The following is a 16,299-nucleotide window of genomic DNA, read 5'->3' on the forward strand; positions in this document are numbered from 1 at the left end:
TCATGGCGATCGTCGACACGGGTGGCATCCGGCTGCACGTCCAGCGGCTCGGTCCGCGCGACGGGCGGCCCGCGGCGGCCACCGCCGTCCTGCTGCACGGGCTGCTGACCGACAGTCTGGCCAGCTACTACTTCACCATCGCGCCCGCCTTCGCCGCGGCAGGGCTCGATGTCGTGATGTACGACCAGCGGGGACACGGCCGGAGCGAACGGCCGGCCTCCGGCTACACCCTCGACGCCTTCGTCGGCGACCTCGACGCGCTGCTCGACCGGCTGGAGATCCCCGGGCCCGTCCATCTGGTCGGCAACTCCTTCGGCGGGACGGTCGCCTTCGGTTACGCCGTCCGCAGACCCGGCCGGGTGGCGAGCATCTCGGTGATCGAGTCCGAACCGGCCACCGCTGCCTGGGCGCACAAGCTGGCCGGGTTGCTGGACCGCGTCCGGCACGAGATGACGGCGAACGAGACGCACGCCCTCGACTGGGTCGCCACCCACCGCGGCCGGCACACGGCGCGGCTGGCGAAGGCGGCGGGCAGGCTCGTGCGGGAGACCGCCATCGCCCGTGACATCCCCGCCTGCGAGGTCCTGACCGATGACGCGATCCGCTCGCTGCAGTGTCCCGTGCTGGCGCTCTACGGCGGCGACTCCGACCTCGCGGAGCAGGCGCCGCGTCTCAGGGCGCTGCTGCCGCGGTGCCGGACCGTGCTGCTGCCGGGGCACGAGCACTCGGTGCTGGTGGAGGCGCCGGGCCGGGTACGCGACATCGTTCTCGACTGGATCCTGCGCAGCCGCCACGAGACCGCCGTGCCGGCCGGACCGGTGAGGGCCGAGACATCCGCGAGACCGGAGACATCCGCGAGATCCGGGAGATCCGGGAGACCGGAGACACCCGGGAGACCGGAGAGACCGGAGAGATCCGGAAGATCCGTGGAGGTGAACACCCCGTGAGCTCCTACTTGTTCGTCGTCCCACCGCTCGTCGGGCACATCAACCCCCTGGTCGGAGTGGCCGCCGAACTGGACTCCCGGGGCCACCGGGTGGCGTGGGCCGGTGTGCCCGAGTTGGTACGCCGACTCGCCGGGAGCGGGGCTCGGGTCTTCCCGTGCCCGGCGTCCTGGGGGGACGCGGCGGACATGGCCACCGGGGCGGACGGGCCGGACATCGCTGCCGGGGTGCACAGGACCTACGGAGCGCGTGGTGCCGACGCCGTCAGGCCGCCGGACATCCGGGGCCCCGAAGCGCTGCGCTTCCTGTGGGAGCGGTTCCTGGTCCCGCTCGCCGAGGCGATGGCCGAGGGCGTACGGGACGCGGTGGCCGCCTTCCGCCCCGATGCGGTGGTCGCCGACCAGCAGGCGCTGGCGGGAGGGCTCGTGGCGGAGCGGCTCGGGGTGCCGTGGGCGACGTCGGCGACCACGTCCGCCGAATTCACCGACGTGCTGGCGTCCATGCCCAAGGTCGCGGCCTGGAACGACGCTCTGCTGCGGGATCTGCGACGCCGGGTCGGTGATCCGGGCGGCACCGCCGATCCACGGTTCTCGCCGCATCTGGTGCTGGCGTTCACCACCGAGGAGCTGGCCGGCCGGCCTGCCCGAGGAGGTGACCGCATCCGCTGGGTCGGCCCCTCGCTCACCGCCCGCCCCTCCCCCGCCGGCTTCCCCTGGGACTGGCTCGACCCCGGGCGGGCGACGGTGCTGGTCACTCTCGGCACGGCGAACACCGACGCCGGCGGGCGTTTCCTCACCGAGTGCGCCGAGGCGCTGCGGGCACGCGCCTCCCGGCTGCAGGCCGTCGTCGTCGACCCCGCGGGGGTCCTCGGCGCCCACGGCGGAGGCACGAGCGACACGGATCTGCTGGCCGTTCCCACCGTTCCGCAGCTCGCCCTGCTGGAGCACGCCGACGCGGTCGTCTGCCATGCCGGTCACAACACGGTCTGCGAGGCACTGTGGCACGGCGTCCCCCTGGTCGTCGCACCCATCCGCGACGACCAGCCGGTCATCGCCGCGCAGGTGGCCGACCGGGGCGCGGGCGTCCGGGTCCGCTTCGGGCGCGCCACCGCACCCCGGATCGGCGCGGCCGTCGACGCCGTTCTGTGCGCACCGGGTTACCGGGCCGCGGCCCGTGCGATCGGGGCCGGATTCCGCGCGGCGGGCGGAGCCGCCGCGGCCGCGACCCATCTGGAACGCCTGGCTCGTGAGGAGGACGACGTATGAAGCCCCGCCCGCAGCAACCGCGTCACGAGACGGTGGCCGCGCTGCGCCCCGGGTACGCGGCCGAACTGGCCGACGGCCCGCAGGCGTTCTTCGAGCCGATGCGGCACACCTGCCCGTGGTGCGGCTCGGCCCGGATCGGCGGTCGTCTCCACACCCCGGACCTGCTCCAGCACAAGCCGGGAGCATTCCGGATCGACCGGTGCCACGACTGCCGGCACCTCTTCCAGAATCCCCGTCTGAGCGGCCGCGGGCTCGCCTTCTACTACCGCGACTTCTACGACGGGCTGGGCGAGCAGCAACTCGGCGGCATGTTCAGCGGGCGCACCAAGTCCTACCGGCGCCGTGCCGAGTCCGTCGTGCCGTATCTGGACGACGCCAAGCGGTGGCTCGACGTCGGCACGGGGCACGGGCATTTCTGCGAGGTGGCGCGGACGGCCTTCCCGGATGTGGTCTTCGACGGGCTCGACCAGTCCGACGGCGCCGAACTGGCGGAGCGCGCCGGGCGGGTGGAGCGCGGCCACCGGGGCAGTTTCACCGAACTGGCGCCACGGATCACCGGGTCGTACGACGTGGTGAGCATGTTCCACTACCTGGAGCACAGCACCGATCCGGTGCGGGAACTGGAAGCGGCCCGCACGACGCTTCGCCCCGGCGGGCACCTGGTCGTCGAGGTACCGGACCCGGACAGCCACTACGCCCGGCTCCTCGGCCGCTGGTGGCTGCCCTGGCTCCAGCCGCAGCATCTGCATCTCGTCCCCGTCCGCAATCTGCGCCGTGCGCTGTCCGGGCTCGGCTTCACGGTCCTCGCCCAACAGCACGCCCAGGCCCACGAACCGGTCGACCTGCTGGCCGCCACCTGGCTGGCCCTCGACAACGCCGCCCCCCGCGACGACCTCCCCTGGCTCCCCAGCCGCCCCGGGACCCCCCGCCGCGCCCTGCGCACGTCCGTCCTCCTCGCGGGCGTCCCGGCCCTCCTCCTGGCGGCGTTCCTGGACCACGCGCTCGCCCCGTTCGCACACCGGCTGGGGCTGTGCAACGCGTACCGGCTGGTGGCGCGACGGGACTGACCGAATCCCCGGGGCGCCCGTGGAGCCGGGCGAGTCCGGGGCCGGCGAAGGGCGGGCGGGGCTCGATCCGTCGCAGCGCTTCGCCCGGGGCCCGGTCCGGTCGGGTCATGGTCCCCCGCCCCGCAGGCGGGCTCATGTCGTGGGCCCCCAGGGCGTCAGCCCCCAACGCAGTACATGCCGGGCGCCCGGGGCAAGCGCGGCGACGGATGTGCCGCTGCGGAAGGCGTCCGGCGGGCAGGACATGGCCTCGACGGCGACGCTGCGGCGCCGTTCGGCCGCGGGAAGCGTGTCGCCGGTGTAGACCTGCACGTATTCGGCGCCTTCGCCGAGCCACACGTCGACGCCGTGGTGTCCGGAGGGATGAGCGAGGCGGACGACGACGCGGTCGGAGGAGTCCCGGTCGAGTCCGGCGAAGGCCGTGTCCAGAGCCTGCGCGCCGATTCGCCGCGGGCTGCGGAAGTCGTACGCCGTGCCCTTGACCGGTTCGCTGCCCATCGGCAGGCCCTGCTCGTCGGTGGGCAGCCAGTGCCGTGCGGGCACGGCGAGCACCGCTTCGTCCACGAGGTCGGTGCCCACGGTGAGATAGGGGTGCTGGCCCGCTCCGTACGGTGCGACGGTCTCTCCGAGGTTCGTCGCGGAGACGGTGACGGCCAGTCCCTCGGGCCCCAGTCGGTACTCGGCGGAGACATCCAGGTGGAAGGGGTAGCCGGGCTGGGGGAAGAGGGTGATACCCGTCCGCACCAGGTCGTCCGCGCGCTCCAGCAGCTGCCACGCGGACCAGCGGAGCAGCCCGTGGATGGCGTTGTTCTTCGTCGGCTCGTTCAGCGGAAGTTGCAGTTCCTGGCCGTTCCAGGTGTAGCGGCCGCCTCCCACCCTGTTGGGCCACGGCACGAGAAGCTGGCCGCGGCCGCCGGTGATCGGAGCGTCGGCGTCGAAGCCGTCCAGCACGAGCCGGCCGCCCACCTCGTAGTGCCGGAGTGCGCTTCCCAGTTCGGCGATGCCTGCGGTGTGCTCTCCGTGGCACAGCTCCCACTGCGCGCCGGTCGCGAACGCGGCGACCTCGCTCAGCCGATCAACGACGGCTGCGACGACGGCCTCCACGGGCCGGTCCACGCCCACCACCCACACGGGTTCGTCGGGGGTGGGCTCCTCGAGGTCGCCGAACTGGCTGTCCAGCAGTTCGGCGGGGAAGAAGTGCCCGTGCCGAGCGGCCATGCGGGAGTGTACGAGCTCCCGGGAACCCTTCAGGTACACCGTGCGCACGCGGGGCCGGCCGACGAGCAGCTCGTCCCGGTAGGCCCGTTTGAGAGCGGAGCACGTCACCACCGCCGGACGGCGCGCGGCGATGTCCCCGTCCAGCCGGGCCGCGACGGCGTGGAGCCACGGCCGCCGGTCCGCGTCGGTCAGGGGTACGCCGGACGCCATCTTGGCCCGGTTCTCCGGGGAATGGAGGTCGTCCGCCTCCTGGAACGCCCAGCCGACGCGGTCTGCGAGCATGCGTCCCACGGTGGACTTTCCGGATCCCGACACGCCGATGAGGAGCACAACGAGCGGTGGCGCATCGGTACCGGTCACCGGAGCGTGCTCCATCTGCGTGTCACGTCCTTCTGATTCTGGCTGCTCCTGGCTGCTCCCGACTGCTCCAGACCGCCCCTGCCCGCTCCGGACGCCGACGTGCCGGTGGGGCCCGAGCGGGCGATCGGTTACTACCAATCTCGGCCACGCAGATGCTGATCGCACATCGAAGGGCGGGGGCACTGCTCCGCGGCTACACTCGTCCCCTCGAAATGCGTCGCGAGAGAGCACGGCTTCCCACCGCGATGGCGAGCGCGACGACGATCAGAATCGCCGCGACCGCGAAGGTGATCCGCATACCGGTGGCAACGGCCTCGGGACGCGCCGTTGTGATGTCGGTCGTCGCCGACGCGAGCGCGAACACCGCACCCATGACGGATGCACCGGTGATGAGCCCGAGATTGCGCGACAGGTTGAGCATGCCGGAAATGACGCCCCGCCGATCCGGGCGGACATCTGTCATGACGGCGGTGTTGTTGGCCGTCTGGAACACCGCATAGCCGGCGGTGATGACCACGATGGGGGCGAGATAGCCCGCGATACCGAGCGTCGCCGGTGTCATGGACAGAATGAAGGAACCGGCGGCTGTCCCGATGAGCCCGATGACGGTCATACGTTGCACGCCGAAACGGTCCGCGATGCGACCGGCCGGCACTCCGGTCAGCGCAGCGACGAGCGGACCGACCGACATGACGAGTCCGGCAAGAGCCTCGTCGAGACCCAGCGCACGAGAGAGATAGAACGGCCCGACCACCAGCGTGGCCATCATCACCGTCGAGACGAGCGCGCTCGTGGCGAGGCTCGCGCTCAGCCCTGGTTCCCGGAGCATGGCCGGTCTGATCAAGGGTGACACCGCTTTCGCCTCGGCGCGCACGAAGAGGCCGAGTCCGAAGGCGGCAGCCAGCAGCAGAGCCACGTTGAGCGAACCGAAAGCGCCGCGCCCGAGTGTCATGGCCAGTGCATAGGCCGCGAGCGTCAGAGCAAGCAGCAGCGTGCCCACATGGTCGAAGCCGGCCCGGTCAGTTCCGGGCTCCCGCCGGTCGACGGGCAGGTAGCGGTGCGCGAGCAGGAAAGTCAGGACTCCCAGCGGTGCGTTGACGAGGAAGATTGCCCGCCAACCGAGTCCGGAGATCAGAGCGCCGCCCAGCGATGGACCGAGAGCGGTGCCGATGGCGGACATCGTCCCGAGCAGCCCCATGGCGCTACCGGTCTTTGCCTTCGGAACCGTCTCACCGACAAACGCCATGGTGAGGGCCATCATGATGGCCGCTCCGAGACCCTGCGCCGCCCGGGCGGCAACCAGCAGCCAGAGCGTGGGCGCGACGCCGCACAGGACCGAAGCCGCCGTGAACAGGAAGATTCCGGCCAGGAGCAGCCGCCGGCGGCCGATGATGTCACCGAGCCGTCCGACGCTGACGATCGCTGTGGTGATGGCGAGGAGATAGGCGAGGACGATCCACTGGACTTGCTGGAAGGAGGCGGTGAACGCCTGCGCCAACGTCGGCAAGCCGACATTGGCGATGCTGGTGCCGAGCGACGACAGCAACATGGACAGCGAAAGGCCGGCGAGTGCCCACCGAACCGAAGGCGTCCGCTGCGCACTTCCGGCTGCTACCTCAGCTTGTCCTGCGCTGATGGCTTCAACATGACCTCCCGGTCGATCCCGGTTCGGGTGGCGTCCGTGTCCGTGTCCGTGTCCGGAATCGTTGTGTGCGCTCATGCCGCGGAGCGTGCACCCACCGGGCGCGTATGGCAATTCTTGTTGCCGATTCCGGGACAGCGGGGTGGAATGCCAGCATGGACAAACCACCGCCCTACCAAGCGGTCCTCGACGAGGTCGGCCCCCGGCTCAGGGGGCTGCGCGCCAAGCGCGGCCTCACCCTGGCCGCGCTCTCCGAGGCGACCGGCATCTCCAAGAGCACCCTTTCCCGGCTGGAGTCCGGACAGCGCCGCCCCAGCCTGGAACTGCTGCTGCCGCTCGCCGGTGCGTACCACGTGCCCCTGGACGACCTGGTCGGCGCCCCGGAAGTAGGAGATCCCCGGGTACGGCTGACACCCGGCGCCCTGCCGAGCGGCGGCACCTTCGTACCCCTGACCCGGAGCCCGGGCCCCCTCCAGGCGTACAAGATGATCATCTCTGACCGGGGTGCCGAGCCGGATCTCCGTACGCACGAGGGCTACGAGTGGCTGTATGTGCTGGACGGCCGGCTGCGGCTCGTCCTCGCCGAGCACGATCTGATCCTCGGCCCCGGCGAGGCCGCCGAGTTCGACACCCGGCTGCCCCACTGGTTCAGCAGCGCGGACGGGCGGCCCGTCGAGATCCTCAGCCTCTTCGGAAGGCAGGGTGAGCGCATGCACGTCCGCGCGAAGCCCCGCGCATGACGGCATGATTCCTCGGCAGAGGCGACGATCAGTACGTCGCCGGGCCGAGCGGAACGGCCACCGGGCGACGAAGAGAACGACGGCCCCGCCAGGCTCGCGTTCAGTTCAGGTCGGATCGCGCGGGGGTGTCGTCGAGGAAGCCGCCCGACTGGTGCTGCCACAGCTTCGCGTAGGCGCCGTCCGAGGCGAGCAACTCCTGGTGCGTGCCCTGCTCGACGATCCGTCCGCGGTCGAGGACGACGAGCTGGTCCATGTTCGCGACCGTGCTCAGTCGGTGCGCCACCACGAGCGCCGTCCGGCCGTCCATGAGCCGCCACAGCGCCTCCTGGACGAGGATCTCGCTCTCGGAGTCCAGGGCGCTGGTCGCCTCGTCGAGCAGCAGGATCGGCGCGTCGCGCAGGATCGCCCTGGCGAGGGCGACCCGCTGGCGCTGTCCGCCGGACAACTTGACACCGCGCTCGCCCACCATCGTGTCGAACCCGTCCGGAAGCCCATCGGCGAACTCCGTGACGTGCGCCGCCTCGGCCGCGCGACGGATCTCGGCGTCGGTGGCGTCCGGCCGGGCGAACGCGATGTTGTCCCGCAGCGTACGGTGGAACATCGCCGGGTCCTGTGGCACGTAGGCGAGCAGGCTGCGCAGGTCGGCCTGACGCAGCCTGCTGATGTCCTGGCCCCCGATCAGAATCCGGCCGGCGTCTACGTCCGTCATCCGCAGCAGCAGCCGGGTGAGCGTGGTTTTGCCACCGCCGGACCGGCCGACGAGACCGATCTTCGCCCCGCTGGGCACGGCCAGGTCGAGGCGCTCGAACAGCGGCTCCGCTCCCGCATGGGCGAAGGTCACCCGCTCGAAACGCACGTCGGCGGCTTGGGACCGCAGCGGCTCCGGCGACGCCGGATCGAGCACGGTCGGCGGTTCCAGCAGCAGTTCGGTGAACTGCGCGGCCTCCGTCATCGAGCGCTCCAGGCGGCGGTAGATCTGGTTGAACTCGAACATGATCCGCGTTGCGTTGGCGTAGTAGGTGAACGCGACGACGACCGCCTCCACGCCGTGCTCTCCCCTGCCGAGCGCAACCGCGAGCAGCAGGCCCAGCACATTGGTCAGCACGGAGATCGGCGCAACCAGCGTGTCGATGCGCAGGTTGCCGTAGTCCCACGAACGCAGCATGAGCCGCCGCGACTCCGCGACGCGGGACTGGTGCTCGGCCGTTTCGCGTTCCTCGGCGGCGAACGCCCGGACCGTGTCCATGTTCATGAGGCTGTCGGCGACGTGGCCCGACACCCGGGCGATCGCCGCCTCGCGCTGGGCTACGAGTGCCTGGCGGCGACGGATCAGTGGCGTCAGGCACAGCGCCGTCAGTGTGATCAGCGCCAAGAGCCCAACCACAAGCAGCGGTTCGTACTGCCACAGCACCACCGACGCGAAGATCAGCGGAACGAAGCTGCCCATGACCGAGAACGTCAGCGTGTCGACGAACTCCTCGAAGCGGGAGGCGAAGCTCAGGACCCGCTTGGTCAGCGAGCCCGCGAAGTTGTCGTGGAAGAACGCCGCGTCCTTGGCGAACAGCTCATCCATGCCGATCACGTAGAGGTGCTCGATGCCGCGGGCGTCAAGGCGGTTCAGGCAGTGCAGTCCGATGCGCCACAGCGTCTCCGCGAGCAGCAGGACGCCGGCGAAGCCGAGGACATAGGGCAGCATCGAGTCGATGCCGGTACGAGCGTCCCCGGCGATCCGGCCGACGAGCTTCGCGACGACCAGAGGCGCGATGTAGTAGATGCCGATGTTGCCCAGTGCCGGAAGCAGCATGGCCGGCGCCGTCAACCACCGGAGCCGGGCCAACTCCCTTCCGTAGTAACGAAGTGCGAGGAGCACCGAGCCCCTGTTCGGTAAACCTTCGGGCGATTCAGTCGATCCCATCCCAACCCTGTGCTCTCGTGTGGCAGCTCGCCACGTGTTTCTCCGAGGAGATGCCGTTACCTCAATGGTCGTGCGGAGGTTCGGTTCGAGTGAGTGCCCTCGCTCAGATCATCCTGCGACGGGCCGGGCACGATGCCGGAACCCCGGCGCGGCTCGAGGCGACGACGACGCGGGGTACCGGTAGGCCGGCAATCGCAGTGTCCCGCGACGGCACCCGCGCAGTCCAAGCGTTTTTCTCGGTTTGGCAGCACGCCGTACGCATACGCAACCCCGGCCGGATCGGTCCCCGAGGAGGAGGCGCTCGTCGACCGTCAGGTGCCCGTCACCCGGACGAGCGGGCCCCTACGACACGCTGTGACCACGTCTCCACCGCTTGAAACGCTCCTTGACCGGGTCATGACGCGCTTCGGCCCAGTCAAGTGCACTGGTCCCCGACTGGTCCCCAGAACGATCAAGAGGCCGCTCCGGATTGCTCCGAAACGACCTCTGATCTGCGACTCTTTCGAGTCGGGACGACAGGATTTGAACCTGCGACCCCTTGACCCCCAGTCAAGTGCGCTACCAAGCTGCGCCACGTCCCGATGCCCGTCTGACCTGGGGTTTCCCTCGGCCGAACGCGCACGAGAACCATACCGCACTTCGCCCGGTGGTCACGAACCGATTGCCTGTTGACCTCAAGTGCGGTTGAAGTTGCACGGTGGGTGTCATGACGAACACAGCGCTCACCGATGTGCGGGGTTCCGCACGCGACCACCGGTACCAGGATCTGCACCGCCTCATGGGCCTGATGACGGGCGACGAGAAGCACGGGCCCGCCGTGACCTCGACGCTCGATGCCCTGTGGGTGCTCTACGACCGGGTGCTCCAGGTGACGCCGGGGACGGCCGGCACGCCCGGCCGGGACCGGTTTCTGCTCTCGAAGGGGCACGGGCCGATGGCGTACTACGCCATCCTCGCGGCGAAGGGATTCTTCGACGAGGAGCTGCTGACCGGCTTCGGCTCGTACGACTCGCCGCTCGGGCACCACCCCGACCGGTTGCTCGTGCCCGGCGCCGAGATCGGCAGCGGGTCGCTCGGCCACGGGCTGCCGCTGGCCGTCGGGACCGTGCTGGGGCTGCGGGCGCAGGGGCTCACCGATCCGCGGGTGTGGGTACTGATCGGGGACGCCGAGCTGGACGAGGGCAGCAATCACGAGGCCCTCGCATACGCCGGGCCCGCGGGGCTCGGGCAACTGCACACGCTGGTGATCGACAACGCGTCCGCGTCCTACGGCTGGCCCGGCGGCATCGCCTCGCGCTTCGAGGCCGCGGGCTGGTCGGCCGAGACCGTGAACGGCCGGGACCACGAGGCGCTGTACACGGCCTTCACCGCACCGCACCCGGGCCGGCCGCGGGCCGTCGTGGCCCGGGTCGAGCCCAAGAACGCCTGACGAGAACAGCCAACCATCGCAAGAGGGGGATATTGATCATGGATACGATGCGCGACCGCTTCATCTCGACCACGACGCGCCTGCTGGACGAGGACCCGCGGCTCGCCCTGGTCCTGGCCGAGATCAGCAGGGACGGCTTTCAGCAGGCCGAGCGCAAGCACCCGGACCGGGTGATCAACGTCGGCATCCGGGAGCAGCTGATGATCGGGGTCGGCGGAGGGCTGGCGCTGACCGGTCTGCGGCCGATCGTGCACACCTTCGCCAGCTTCCTGGTGGAGCGGCCGTTCGAGCAGGTCAAACTGGACTTCGGGCACCAAGGCGTGGGCGGGGTCCTGGTGAGCGCAGGGGCCTCGTACGACTGGCCCGCGGGCGGTTTCACCCATATGTCACCGGGCGATGTGGCGCTGCTCGACACCCTCGACGGCTGGACCGTCCATGTGCCCGGGCATCCGGACGAGGCGGAGACACTGCTGCGGCATGCCGCTGCCGCGGGGGACGACCGGGTGTACGTCCGCCTGTCCCTGCAGTCCAACGAGCGCGCGCGGACGGTCGACGGCTCCCGTTTCCTGACCGTACGGGAAGGCCGCGGCGGGACCGTGATCGCCGTCGGCCCCATGCTGGACAACGTCCTGGCAGCGACCGAGGGCCTCGACGTGACCGTGCTCTACGCGACGACCGTACGCCCCTTCGACGCGGCGACGGTGCGCCGCGCGGCCGGCGGCGGAGCGGCCGACGTGGTGATCGTCGAGCCGTATCTCGCGGGCACCTCGACGGCCGCCGCGAACGACGCCCTCGCCGATCTCCCGCACCGGGTGCTCGGCCTGGGAGTGGCCAGGCAGGAGCTGCGGCGGTACGGACAGATCGAGGAGCATCTGACGGCACACGGCCTGGACCCGGCGGGCCTGCGGACGCGCATCGAACGGTTCCTGGCCCCCGTCGGCCGGCGCTGAGCCGACGCTCCGGCCCCGCCTCACGTCTGCTCCCGCGCCGGCGGGGCCAGCCAGGAAGCGACCGCTTCCGCGATGGGCTGACCGGTCTCCAGTTCGATGAAGCCGAACTGGCCTCCCTGGTTGCACTCCAGGAACCACCAGACGCCCTCCTCGTCCTCGGCGAAGTCGAAAGCGGCGTAGGCGAGTCCGGCGAGGCTCACGTAGTCCCGAACGGCCCGGGCGATGCGCTCCGGGACGTCCGCAGCCGCCCAGGGGTGGCCGGAATCGCCGTAGCGCCCGTCCACCTGCCCGGACGCGGACGTCTTCCGGGCGGCGAACAACCGCCCGCCGACCGCGGTCAGCCGGATGTCGGCCTGCTTGGGGATGTACTGCTGAAGAAGCGTGGGTGCGGCCGCCACTCCGGCGAAGTCGGTGTCGGGGCCGATCCGGGTGGTGGGCAGAGCGACCGGCGGATCGCCGGACGGCGGGCCCGAGGCGGCCTTCACCACGATGTCCCGGTACTGCGCCGCGAACTGACGGGCCACGCGCGGGAATGTGGTGATGACCGTGGGCGGTACGGCGAAACCACTGCGGTGCGCCAGACCCAACTGCCACGGCTTGCAGCGGGCCTGCGCGGAGACGCAGGGGTGGTTCATCCAGCGCACGGTGGCGGAGTACAGCATTCCGTACAGGGCCTGCTCGGTCTCGGCGGTCAGCCACTCCGAGGGCTCGGGAGCGTGCGCCGCCGGATCGCCGGGTCTGCGCACCCATATGGAGCGCAGGGCTCCCATGCTCACCAGGCGCCCGTCCGTCGACAGATGGCCGTAGAAGTCACCGCGGACGTACTCGGCCGACAGCGCGGCTTCACCGGGAAGGTCGGCGGGATCGAGGCGCACCAGGGGGACACCGCGGTCGTGCAGCTTGGCGACCACCATGTCCGCCGTGACGTCCTCCCGGGACGTCAGGATCAGCACAGTCATCAGTACGCCGGGCCGTCAGTCGTCGAAGTGCGTCTTGGAACCGGCGGTGGACGTCGTCGTACCGGCGGCCAGGATCAGCTCGCGGTCGTCGATGGCAGGCCGCCCGTCCGGCAGCACATTCAGCTGGAGAGCGGAGTCGTACGTGTAGGACACGATGACCGCTGGACTCTCGGCCGGAAGTACGTAGTTGAGTACGAACGGTCGCATGAGTCTCCTTCGTCGACTGTCGGGGCACACGTAACAGTACGTGCCGATGTTGTAGGGCACTCATTACGTTCCGTCACTTTCGGCTGAGGTGGGCGTGAATGTCATCACAGCGGACCCGACCCCATCGAATAGACGGGCGAGGAATCGGGTGGGGTTCCCAAGTCGCGTCACAGAATGCGGCGTTGACTCATTCGGTTTCGGCGCCGACGGGAGCGCGACCAGCACCTTCCGGCGGATCAGAGGCCGGTCGGGGCGCATCGGAACGCCGCCGTCCGGACACATGGAGTGCACACAGGGCGCCCCTCACCGAGCCGGCCCCCCGGACTCCGCGGCCCCACGGCACTCAGCCATGCGGTGGATCTCCATGGCGGCGCCTCCGCCGCATGGGGGAAGCGGATCATCCGCCGGCCCGATCCCTGCGCGGTGCGGATCCAGAACAGTGATCCCATGGCAATCAGCGAGACGAGTCCAACGACCGCGGTCGAGGGGACCGACCGGCCCGTGCCGCTCCGGGCAGAACGCATTGCCCGCGAGATCTGCGCGAGCGGTCCATGCGCGGACCCATGCCCGGGGCCCCGAGTTCTCCCGGTCCGCACGTCCGATGAGGACGACGCCGCCCCTTCTGCCGTTTCCCGGCAGTCAACTGTGCTGAGGACGATGAGGGACCCTCTGTGACGATGTGGCTGATGTCGTTCCCGGCGTTCGCGTGTCTCCTGGTCTTGTTCGCCCTGGTGGAGAGCGCGTGGCGATGGTTCACGGGGCTGGGCTTGATCCCGTGGCTACGCAGGCGCACGGGGCGGTCGTTGTCGAACACGGCCTTCGATGAATTCACGGCGGTCGTGAACGGAAACAAGGCGGTAGAGCTGGAGCAGCGGCGGGTGGAGCTGCTGCAGCGGGACGACGAGAGCGACGGTGCACCGCCTCGCTCCAGCGTCGACCTGGCCAAGGGCACCGCGTTCATCGTGTTGCCACGGGAAGCGGACGGCCCGTGCGCTGACAGGCGCGATGCGCGTGAGGGCCGGCGGTGAGACGCCAACCGGAGGGAACGGGCGCAGAACCGTCCACGCTGTGGGGGCGTATCGCATGCTTGTGGGCGGCCGCGTTCGCCGGGTTGCACTTCTACTGGGCCGTCGGCGGTGATGTGGGGCTGAGCATCTCCGCCGGTCCGCTGGCCACCGAGCGCCCGTTGTGGTTCGTCGTAGCCGGTTTGTGGGGTATGGGTGCACTCTGCCTCCTCGGCGCCCTGCTGGCATGGCTGCTTGCCCGGTCCAGGCTCCGAGGCGTTCCCGCTCTGCTGGCAAGGTGGCTGGGATGGGGCGTCAGTGCCCTCCTACTGGCCCGTGGCGTCGGTATCGAGGTGTTGCTGCTGACCGACACAACGCACCTGGACACCTCCGTGAGCGTGGGGCAGCGGGCCTGGACGCTGGCACTCTGGAACCCCTGGTTCATCGCCGGAGGACTGGCCTTCGGCCTCGCCGCCCTTCGGTTCCGCAGGCATACCGACGCAGAACCGCCACCCCCGTCCAGACGCTGATTTGCCGAAAGCACTCCACGCTCCGCGCATGACCGGCCGGACAGGCCCTACAGCTGGCTGAGTGCCTGCATCGCATCGCGTTCGATGCGCGAGAGCTCGTGGAGGACGGAGCCGGCCTGTATGAGGCGCTTCGCGTCGCCGGATTCGCCTGCTGTCGCGACGAGTGCGGCCACCTGCGTCCAGAGGGTGGCGGCCTCGGTGTACAGGGTGTAGCCGGTGCGCAAGTGGCTGCTGTCGATCAGCTGGGCGCACTCGGCGAGGAAGTCCCGGTAGAGATTGCGGAACAGGGCGCCGCCGGTGCCGGCCTTCTCCATGAGGACGGCGGTCCGTGGCAGGTCTTCCCGCGGATCGTCGCTGCGCTGCAGCCACTTCGGCACTTGCTTGGCAGTCTTCTCGATGCCCCGGTGGCCCAGGTTCGCGATGGGCGGGTTCAGGAAGGCGTCGGCGCAGGTCTTGATCGCGGGGATGATCCGGTCCTGCGGTGGCGTCGGGCTGCTGGGCGCTGCGATGGTGAAGGAGCGGTGCCTGGCGGTCATGGGGCCGCGCTCGGCCCTGGCTCTGGCCAGGGCGGCGAGGCTGGTGGAGACGGCTCCGCCCTGCGGGTCGGTGTCCACCAGGTAGGCGTCCTGTTCGTCGTAGCCGTACATGGCCACGACGTGCCCGCCGAAGTGCGCCTTGGTGGTGAAGTAGTCCAGGTGGTAGCTGTCGAGTTGCAGGCCGACCGGCCGACCGGCGTCGATGGGTGCCGCCACGTTCTGCCATGCCTTGCGCGGGGAGGTGGTCTCCCCGATCAGCAGCCCGAGCCCGAGGGCGGCGGCCAGGTTCCTGGTGAGCTCGAACGGCTTGACCCGGCCTCCCAGGAAGGGAAAGCCCATGGCTTTGCTGTCCCAGTAGACGAACGACAGCCCGGAGCCGAGCCCGAACAGCATGGGCTCGGACAAGTCGAGTCCCTCATGCCGCAGAAGCACGCCCAGCGCCGTCGTCTCGCAGTGCTGCATGCCGCGGGCATCGATGTCTTTCACCATGGCCATGCCACTCATTCTCCTCCCTCAGCTGACGACAACACTGAAGATGGGCGTGCCAGACCAGCGCGTCCCAGGCATGATCCGCCGGACAGGCCCCTAGCTGCCACCTTCGGCTTCGCCTCCGAGCCGTACACAGGCACGCGCCCCACCCCGGTGTCCGTACGGTGGCGCGCCTCAGCTCGTCGGCGCCTCGCCCAGCTCCGGGTACGCGTCGAGCAGTTTGCGCGGGGCGGCCTGACGCCAGGAGTCGAGCAGGATCGCGCGGAGCTCGTCATCGTCCTCCAGCGCGCCGAGCCGCACCCGAAGCCAGGCGTAGTTGTCGTCGTGACCCCGGCGTATGAAAAACTTGTCCGGTTCGGAGGCGATCAGCTCGTCACGGTCCTCCTTGGGACACTTGACCCCGATCACCTGATCGTCGTCGTCGAGCGAGGCGAAGATCTTCCCGCCCTGCCCCGCCCTGAACGTGGGCATGCCCCAGGCGAGCTTCTCCACCGCACCGGGCAGCGAGAGCGCGATTCTGCGTACGTCGTCGGCGTTGGCCATGTGACGACCTTACGGCGCACCACTGACAATCGCCGCTCGCGGCGAGAATGGGTTGGCGCATGTACCGGACTCCCCCGGCCTCGGGGTGGAGGTGGACGAGTTGGTGGTGCGGCGGCTGGCCGTCGACGTACTGGAGCAGCGGGCCTGAAACGGCGCATTCTGAACGCCGACGCGCGGGCGTGACCGTGTGCGCCGGTGGGCACCCCGGTGCGCCGGCAGGACGGGAGCGGTCAACAGACCGCTGCAACAGGACTGTCGACCGGACTCTCGTGCCTCATGAACCCGTTTGCCCACCTCTGGGACAAGGCTCCTGTCCCTCAGTGCCATATGCCCACGAAACCTTTACCGATGGCATGCGGCAGAAAGAAGCCCCGTGGGAATGCCCTACGAATAGGACCGGACGGGCCGCTACCACACAGCACGCAGCCCCAATCAAACGTCAATGAAACGAATTTCAGCCAAAGTTGGCCACGGCACTGTACCGTCCGTAAGCGATCAACACCA

At 70.0% G+C, this 16,299-nt stretch carries 15 protein-coding genes and 1 tRNA gene; 8 read left to right on the plus strand and 8 right to left on the minus strand.

The features are described 5' to 3' along the window. Window positions 1–2: 2 nt before the first annotated feature. From AC0699_RS07310 to AC0699_RS07320, 3 genes are read left to right on the plus strand one after another with little or no spacing between them, the layout of a single operon-like run. A complete protein-coding gene (locus AC0699_RS07310; RefSeq protein WP_478656760.1) occupies window positions 3–947 on the plus strand; it encodes an alpha/beta fold hydrolase in 945 nt (314 codons plus the stop codon). After that, complete coding sequence (locus tag AC0699_RS07315) at window positions 944–2,209, plus strand: glycosyltransferase (protein WP_478656761.1); 1,266 nt, start codon at window positions 944–946, stop codon at window positions 2,207–2,209. Before AC0699_RS07310 ends, AC0699_RS07315 begins: the two co-directional genes overlap by 4 nt. Further along, on the plus strand, window positions 2,206–3,276 hold the full coding sequence (locus tag AC0699_RS07320) for a class I SAM-dependent methyltransferase (RefSeq protein WP_478656764.1): 1,071 nt from the start codon (window positions 2,206–2,208) through the stop codon (window positions 3,274–3,276). The genes AC0699_RS07315 and AC0699_RS07320 overlap by 4 nt, the downstream gene beginning before the upstream one ends. A 132-nt stretch (window positions 3,277–3,408) precedes the next feature. Here AC0699_RS07320 and AC0699_RS07325 read toward each other — a convergent pair whose 3' ends face one another. Further along, a complete protein-coding gene (locus tag AC0699_RS07325) occupies window positions 3,409–4,851 on the minus strand; it encodes a gluconokinase, GntK/IdnK-type (RefSeq protein WP_478656767.1) in 1,443 nt (480 codons plus the stop codon). A gap of 193 nt (window positions 4,852–5,044) precedes the next feature. After that, window positions 5,045–6,571, minus strand: a complete 1,527-nt coding sequence (locus AC0699_RS07330) for an MFS transporter (protein WP_478656770.1) — start codon at window positions 6,569–6,571, stop codon at window positions 5,045–5,047. Between the two features lie 77 nt (window positions 6,572–6,648). Here AC0699_RS07330 and AC0699_RS07335 point away from each other — a divergent pair, with 77 nt between their 5' ends. After that, complete coding sequence (locus AC0699_RS07335; RefSeq protein ID WP_478656773.1) at window positions 6,649–7,233, plus strand: helix-turn-helix domain-containing protein; 585 nt, start codon at window positions 6,649–6,651, stop codon at window positions 7,231–7,233. Between the two features lie 100 nt (window positions 7,234–7,333). Here AC0699_RS07335 and AC0699_RS07340 read toward each other — a convergent pair whose 3' ends face one another. Together AC0699_RS07340 and AC0699_RS07345 are read right to left on the minus strand one after the other, a co-directional pair. Continuing rightward, window positions 7,334–9,148, minus strand: coding sequence for an ABC transporter ATP-binding protein (locus AC0699_RS07340; RefSeq protein ID WP_478656776.1), 1,815 nt, complete (start codon window positions 9,146–9,148; stop codon window positions 7,334–7,336). 507 nt (window positions 9,149–9,655) lie between these two features. Then, window positions 9,656–9,729, minus strand: a tRNA-Pro gene (locus tag AC0699_RS07345). A gap of 125 nt (window positions 9,730–9,854) precedes the next feature. On the opposite strand from AC0699_RS07345, the gene AC0699_RS07350 reads away from it, so the two are divergent. Both AC0699_RS07350 and AC0699_RS07355 read left to right on the plus strand, forming a co-directional pair. Continuing rightward, window positions 9,855–10,577 (plus strand): transketolase, encoded by a 723-nt coding sequence (locus AC0699_RS07350; RefSeq protein ID WP_478656778.1) that lies wholly within the window; start codon window positions 9,855–9,857, stop codon window positions 10,575–10,577. A gap of 38 nt (window positions 10,578–10,615) precedes the next feature. After that, window positions 10,616–11,527, plus strand: a complete 912-nt coding sequence (locus AC0699_RS07355) for a transketolase family protein (RefSeq protein WP_478656781.1) — start codon at window positions 10,616–10,618, stop codon at window positions 11,525–11,527. A 20-nt stretch (window positions 11,528–11,547) separates the two neighbouring features. On the opposite strand, the gene tgmB is transcribed toward AC0699_RS07355, so the two are convergent. Continuing rightward, window positions 11,548–12,486 carry an ATP-grasp ribosomal peptide maturase gene (gene tgmB, locus AC0699_RS07360; protein ID WP_478656784.1) on the minus strand — a complete coding sequence of 313 codons (939 nt, stop codon included), beginning with the start codon at window positions 12,484–12,486 and terminating at the stop codon, window positions 11,548–11,550. 15 nt (window positions 12,487–12,501) lie between these two features. Next, complete coding sequence (tgmA, locus tag AC0699_RS07365; protein WP_469766632.1) at window positions 12,502–12,693, minus strand: putative ATP-grasp-modified RiPP; 192 nt, start codon at window positions 12,691–12,693, stop codon at window positions 12,502–12,504. A gap of 677 nt (window positions 12,694–13,370) precedes the next feature. Between tgmA and AC0699_RS07370 the strand changes: the two genes are divergently transcribed. Both AC0699_RS07370 and AC0699_RS07375 read left to right on the plus strand, forming a co-directional pair. Next, window positions 13,371–13,721 (plus strand): DUF6191 domain-containing protein, encoded by a 351-nt coding sequence (locus AC0699_RS07370; protein ID WP_478657202.1) that lies wholly within the window; start codon window positions 13,371–13,373, stop codon window positions 13,719–13,721. Continuing rightward, window positions 13,718–14,227, plus strand: coding sequence for a DUF3995 domain-containing protein (locus AC0699_RS07375; RefSeq protein ID WP_478656787.1), 510 nt, complete (start codon window positions 13,718–13,720; stop codon window positions 14,225–14,227). The genes AC0699_RS07370 and AC0699_RS07375 overlap by 4 nt, the downstream gene beginning before the upstream one ends. Before the next feature lie 47 nt (window positions 14,228–14,274). Here AC0699_RS07375 and AC0699_RS07380 read toward each other — a convergent pair whose 3' ends face one another. Together AC0699_RS07380 and AC0699_RS07385 are read right to left on the minus strand one after the other, a co-directional pair. Next, entirely contained in the window at window positions 14,275–15,258 is a 984-nt protein-coding gene (locus AC0699_RS07380) for a BtrH N-terminal domain-containing protein (RefSeq protein ID WP_478656790.1), read from the minus strand. 168 nt (window positions 15,259–15,426) lie between these two features. Beyond that, window positions 15,427–15,795, minus strand: a complete 369-nt coding sequence (locus AC0699_RS07385) for an MmcQ/YjbR family DNA-binding protein (RefSeq protein WP_478656793.1) — start codon at window positions 15,793–15,795, stop codon at window positions 15,427–15,429. Window positions 15,796–16,299 lie beyond the last annotated feature (504 nt).

It is taken from the genome of Streptomyces sp. NPDC043870 (genome assembly GCF_056435785.1).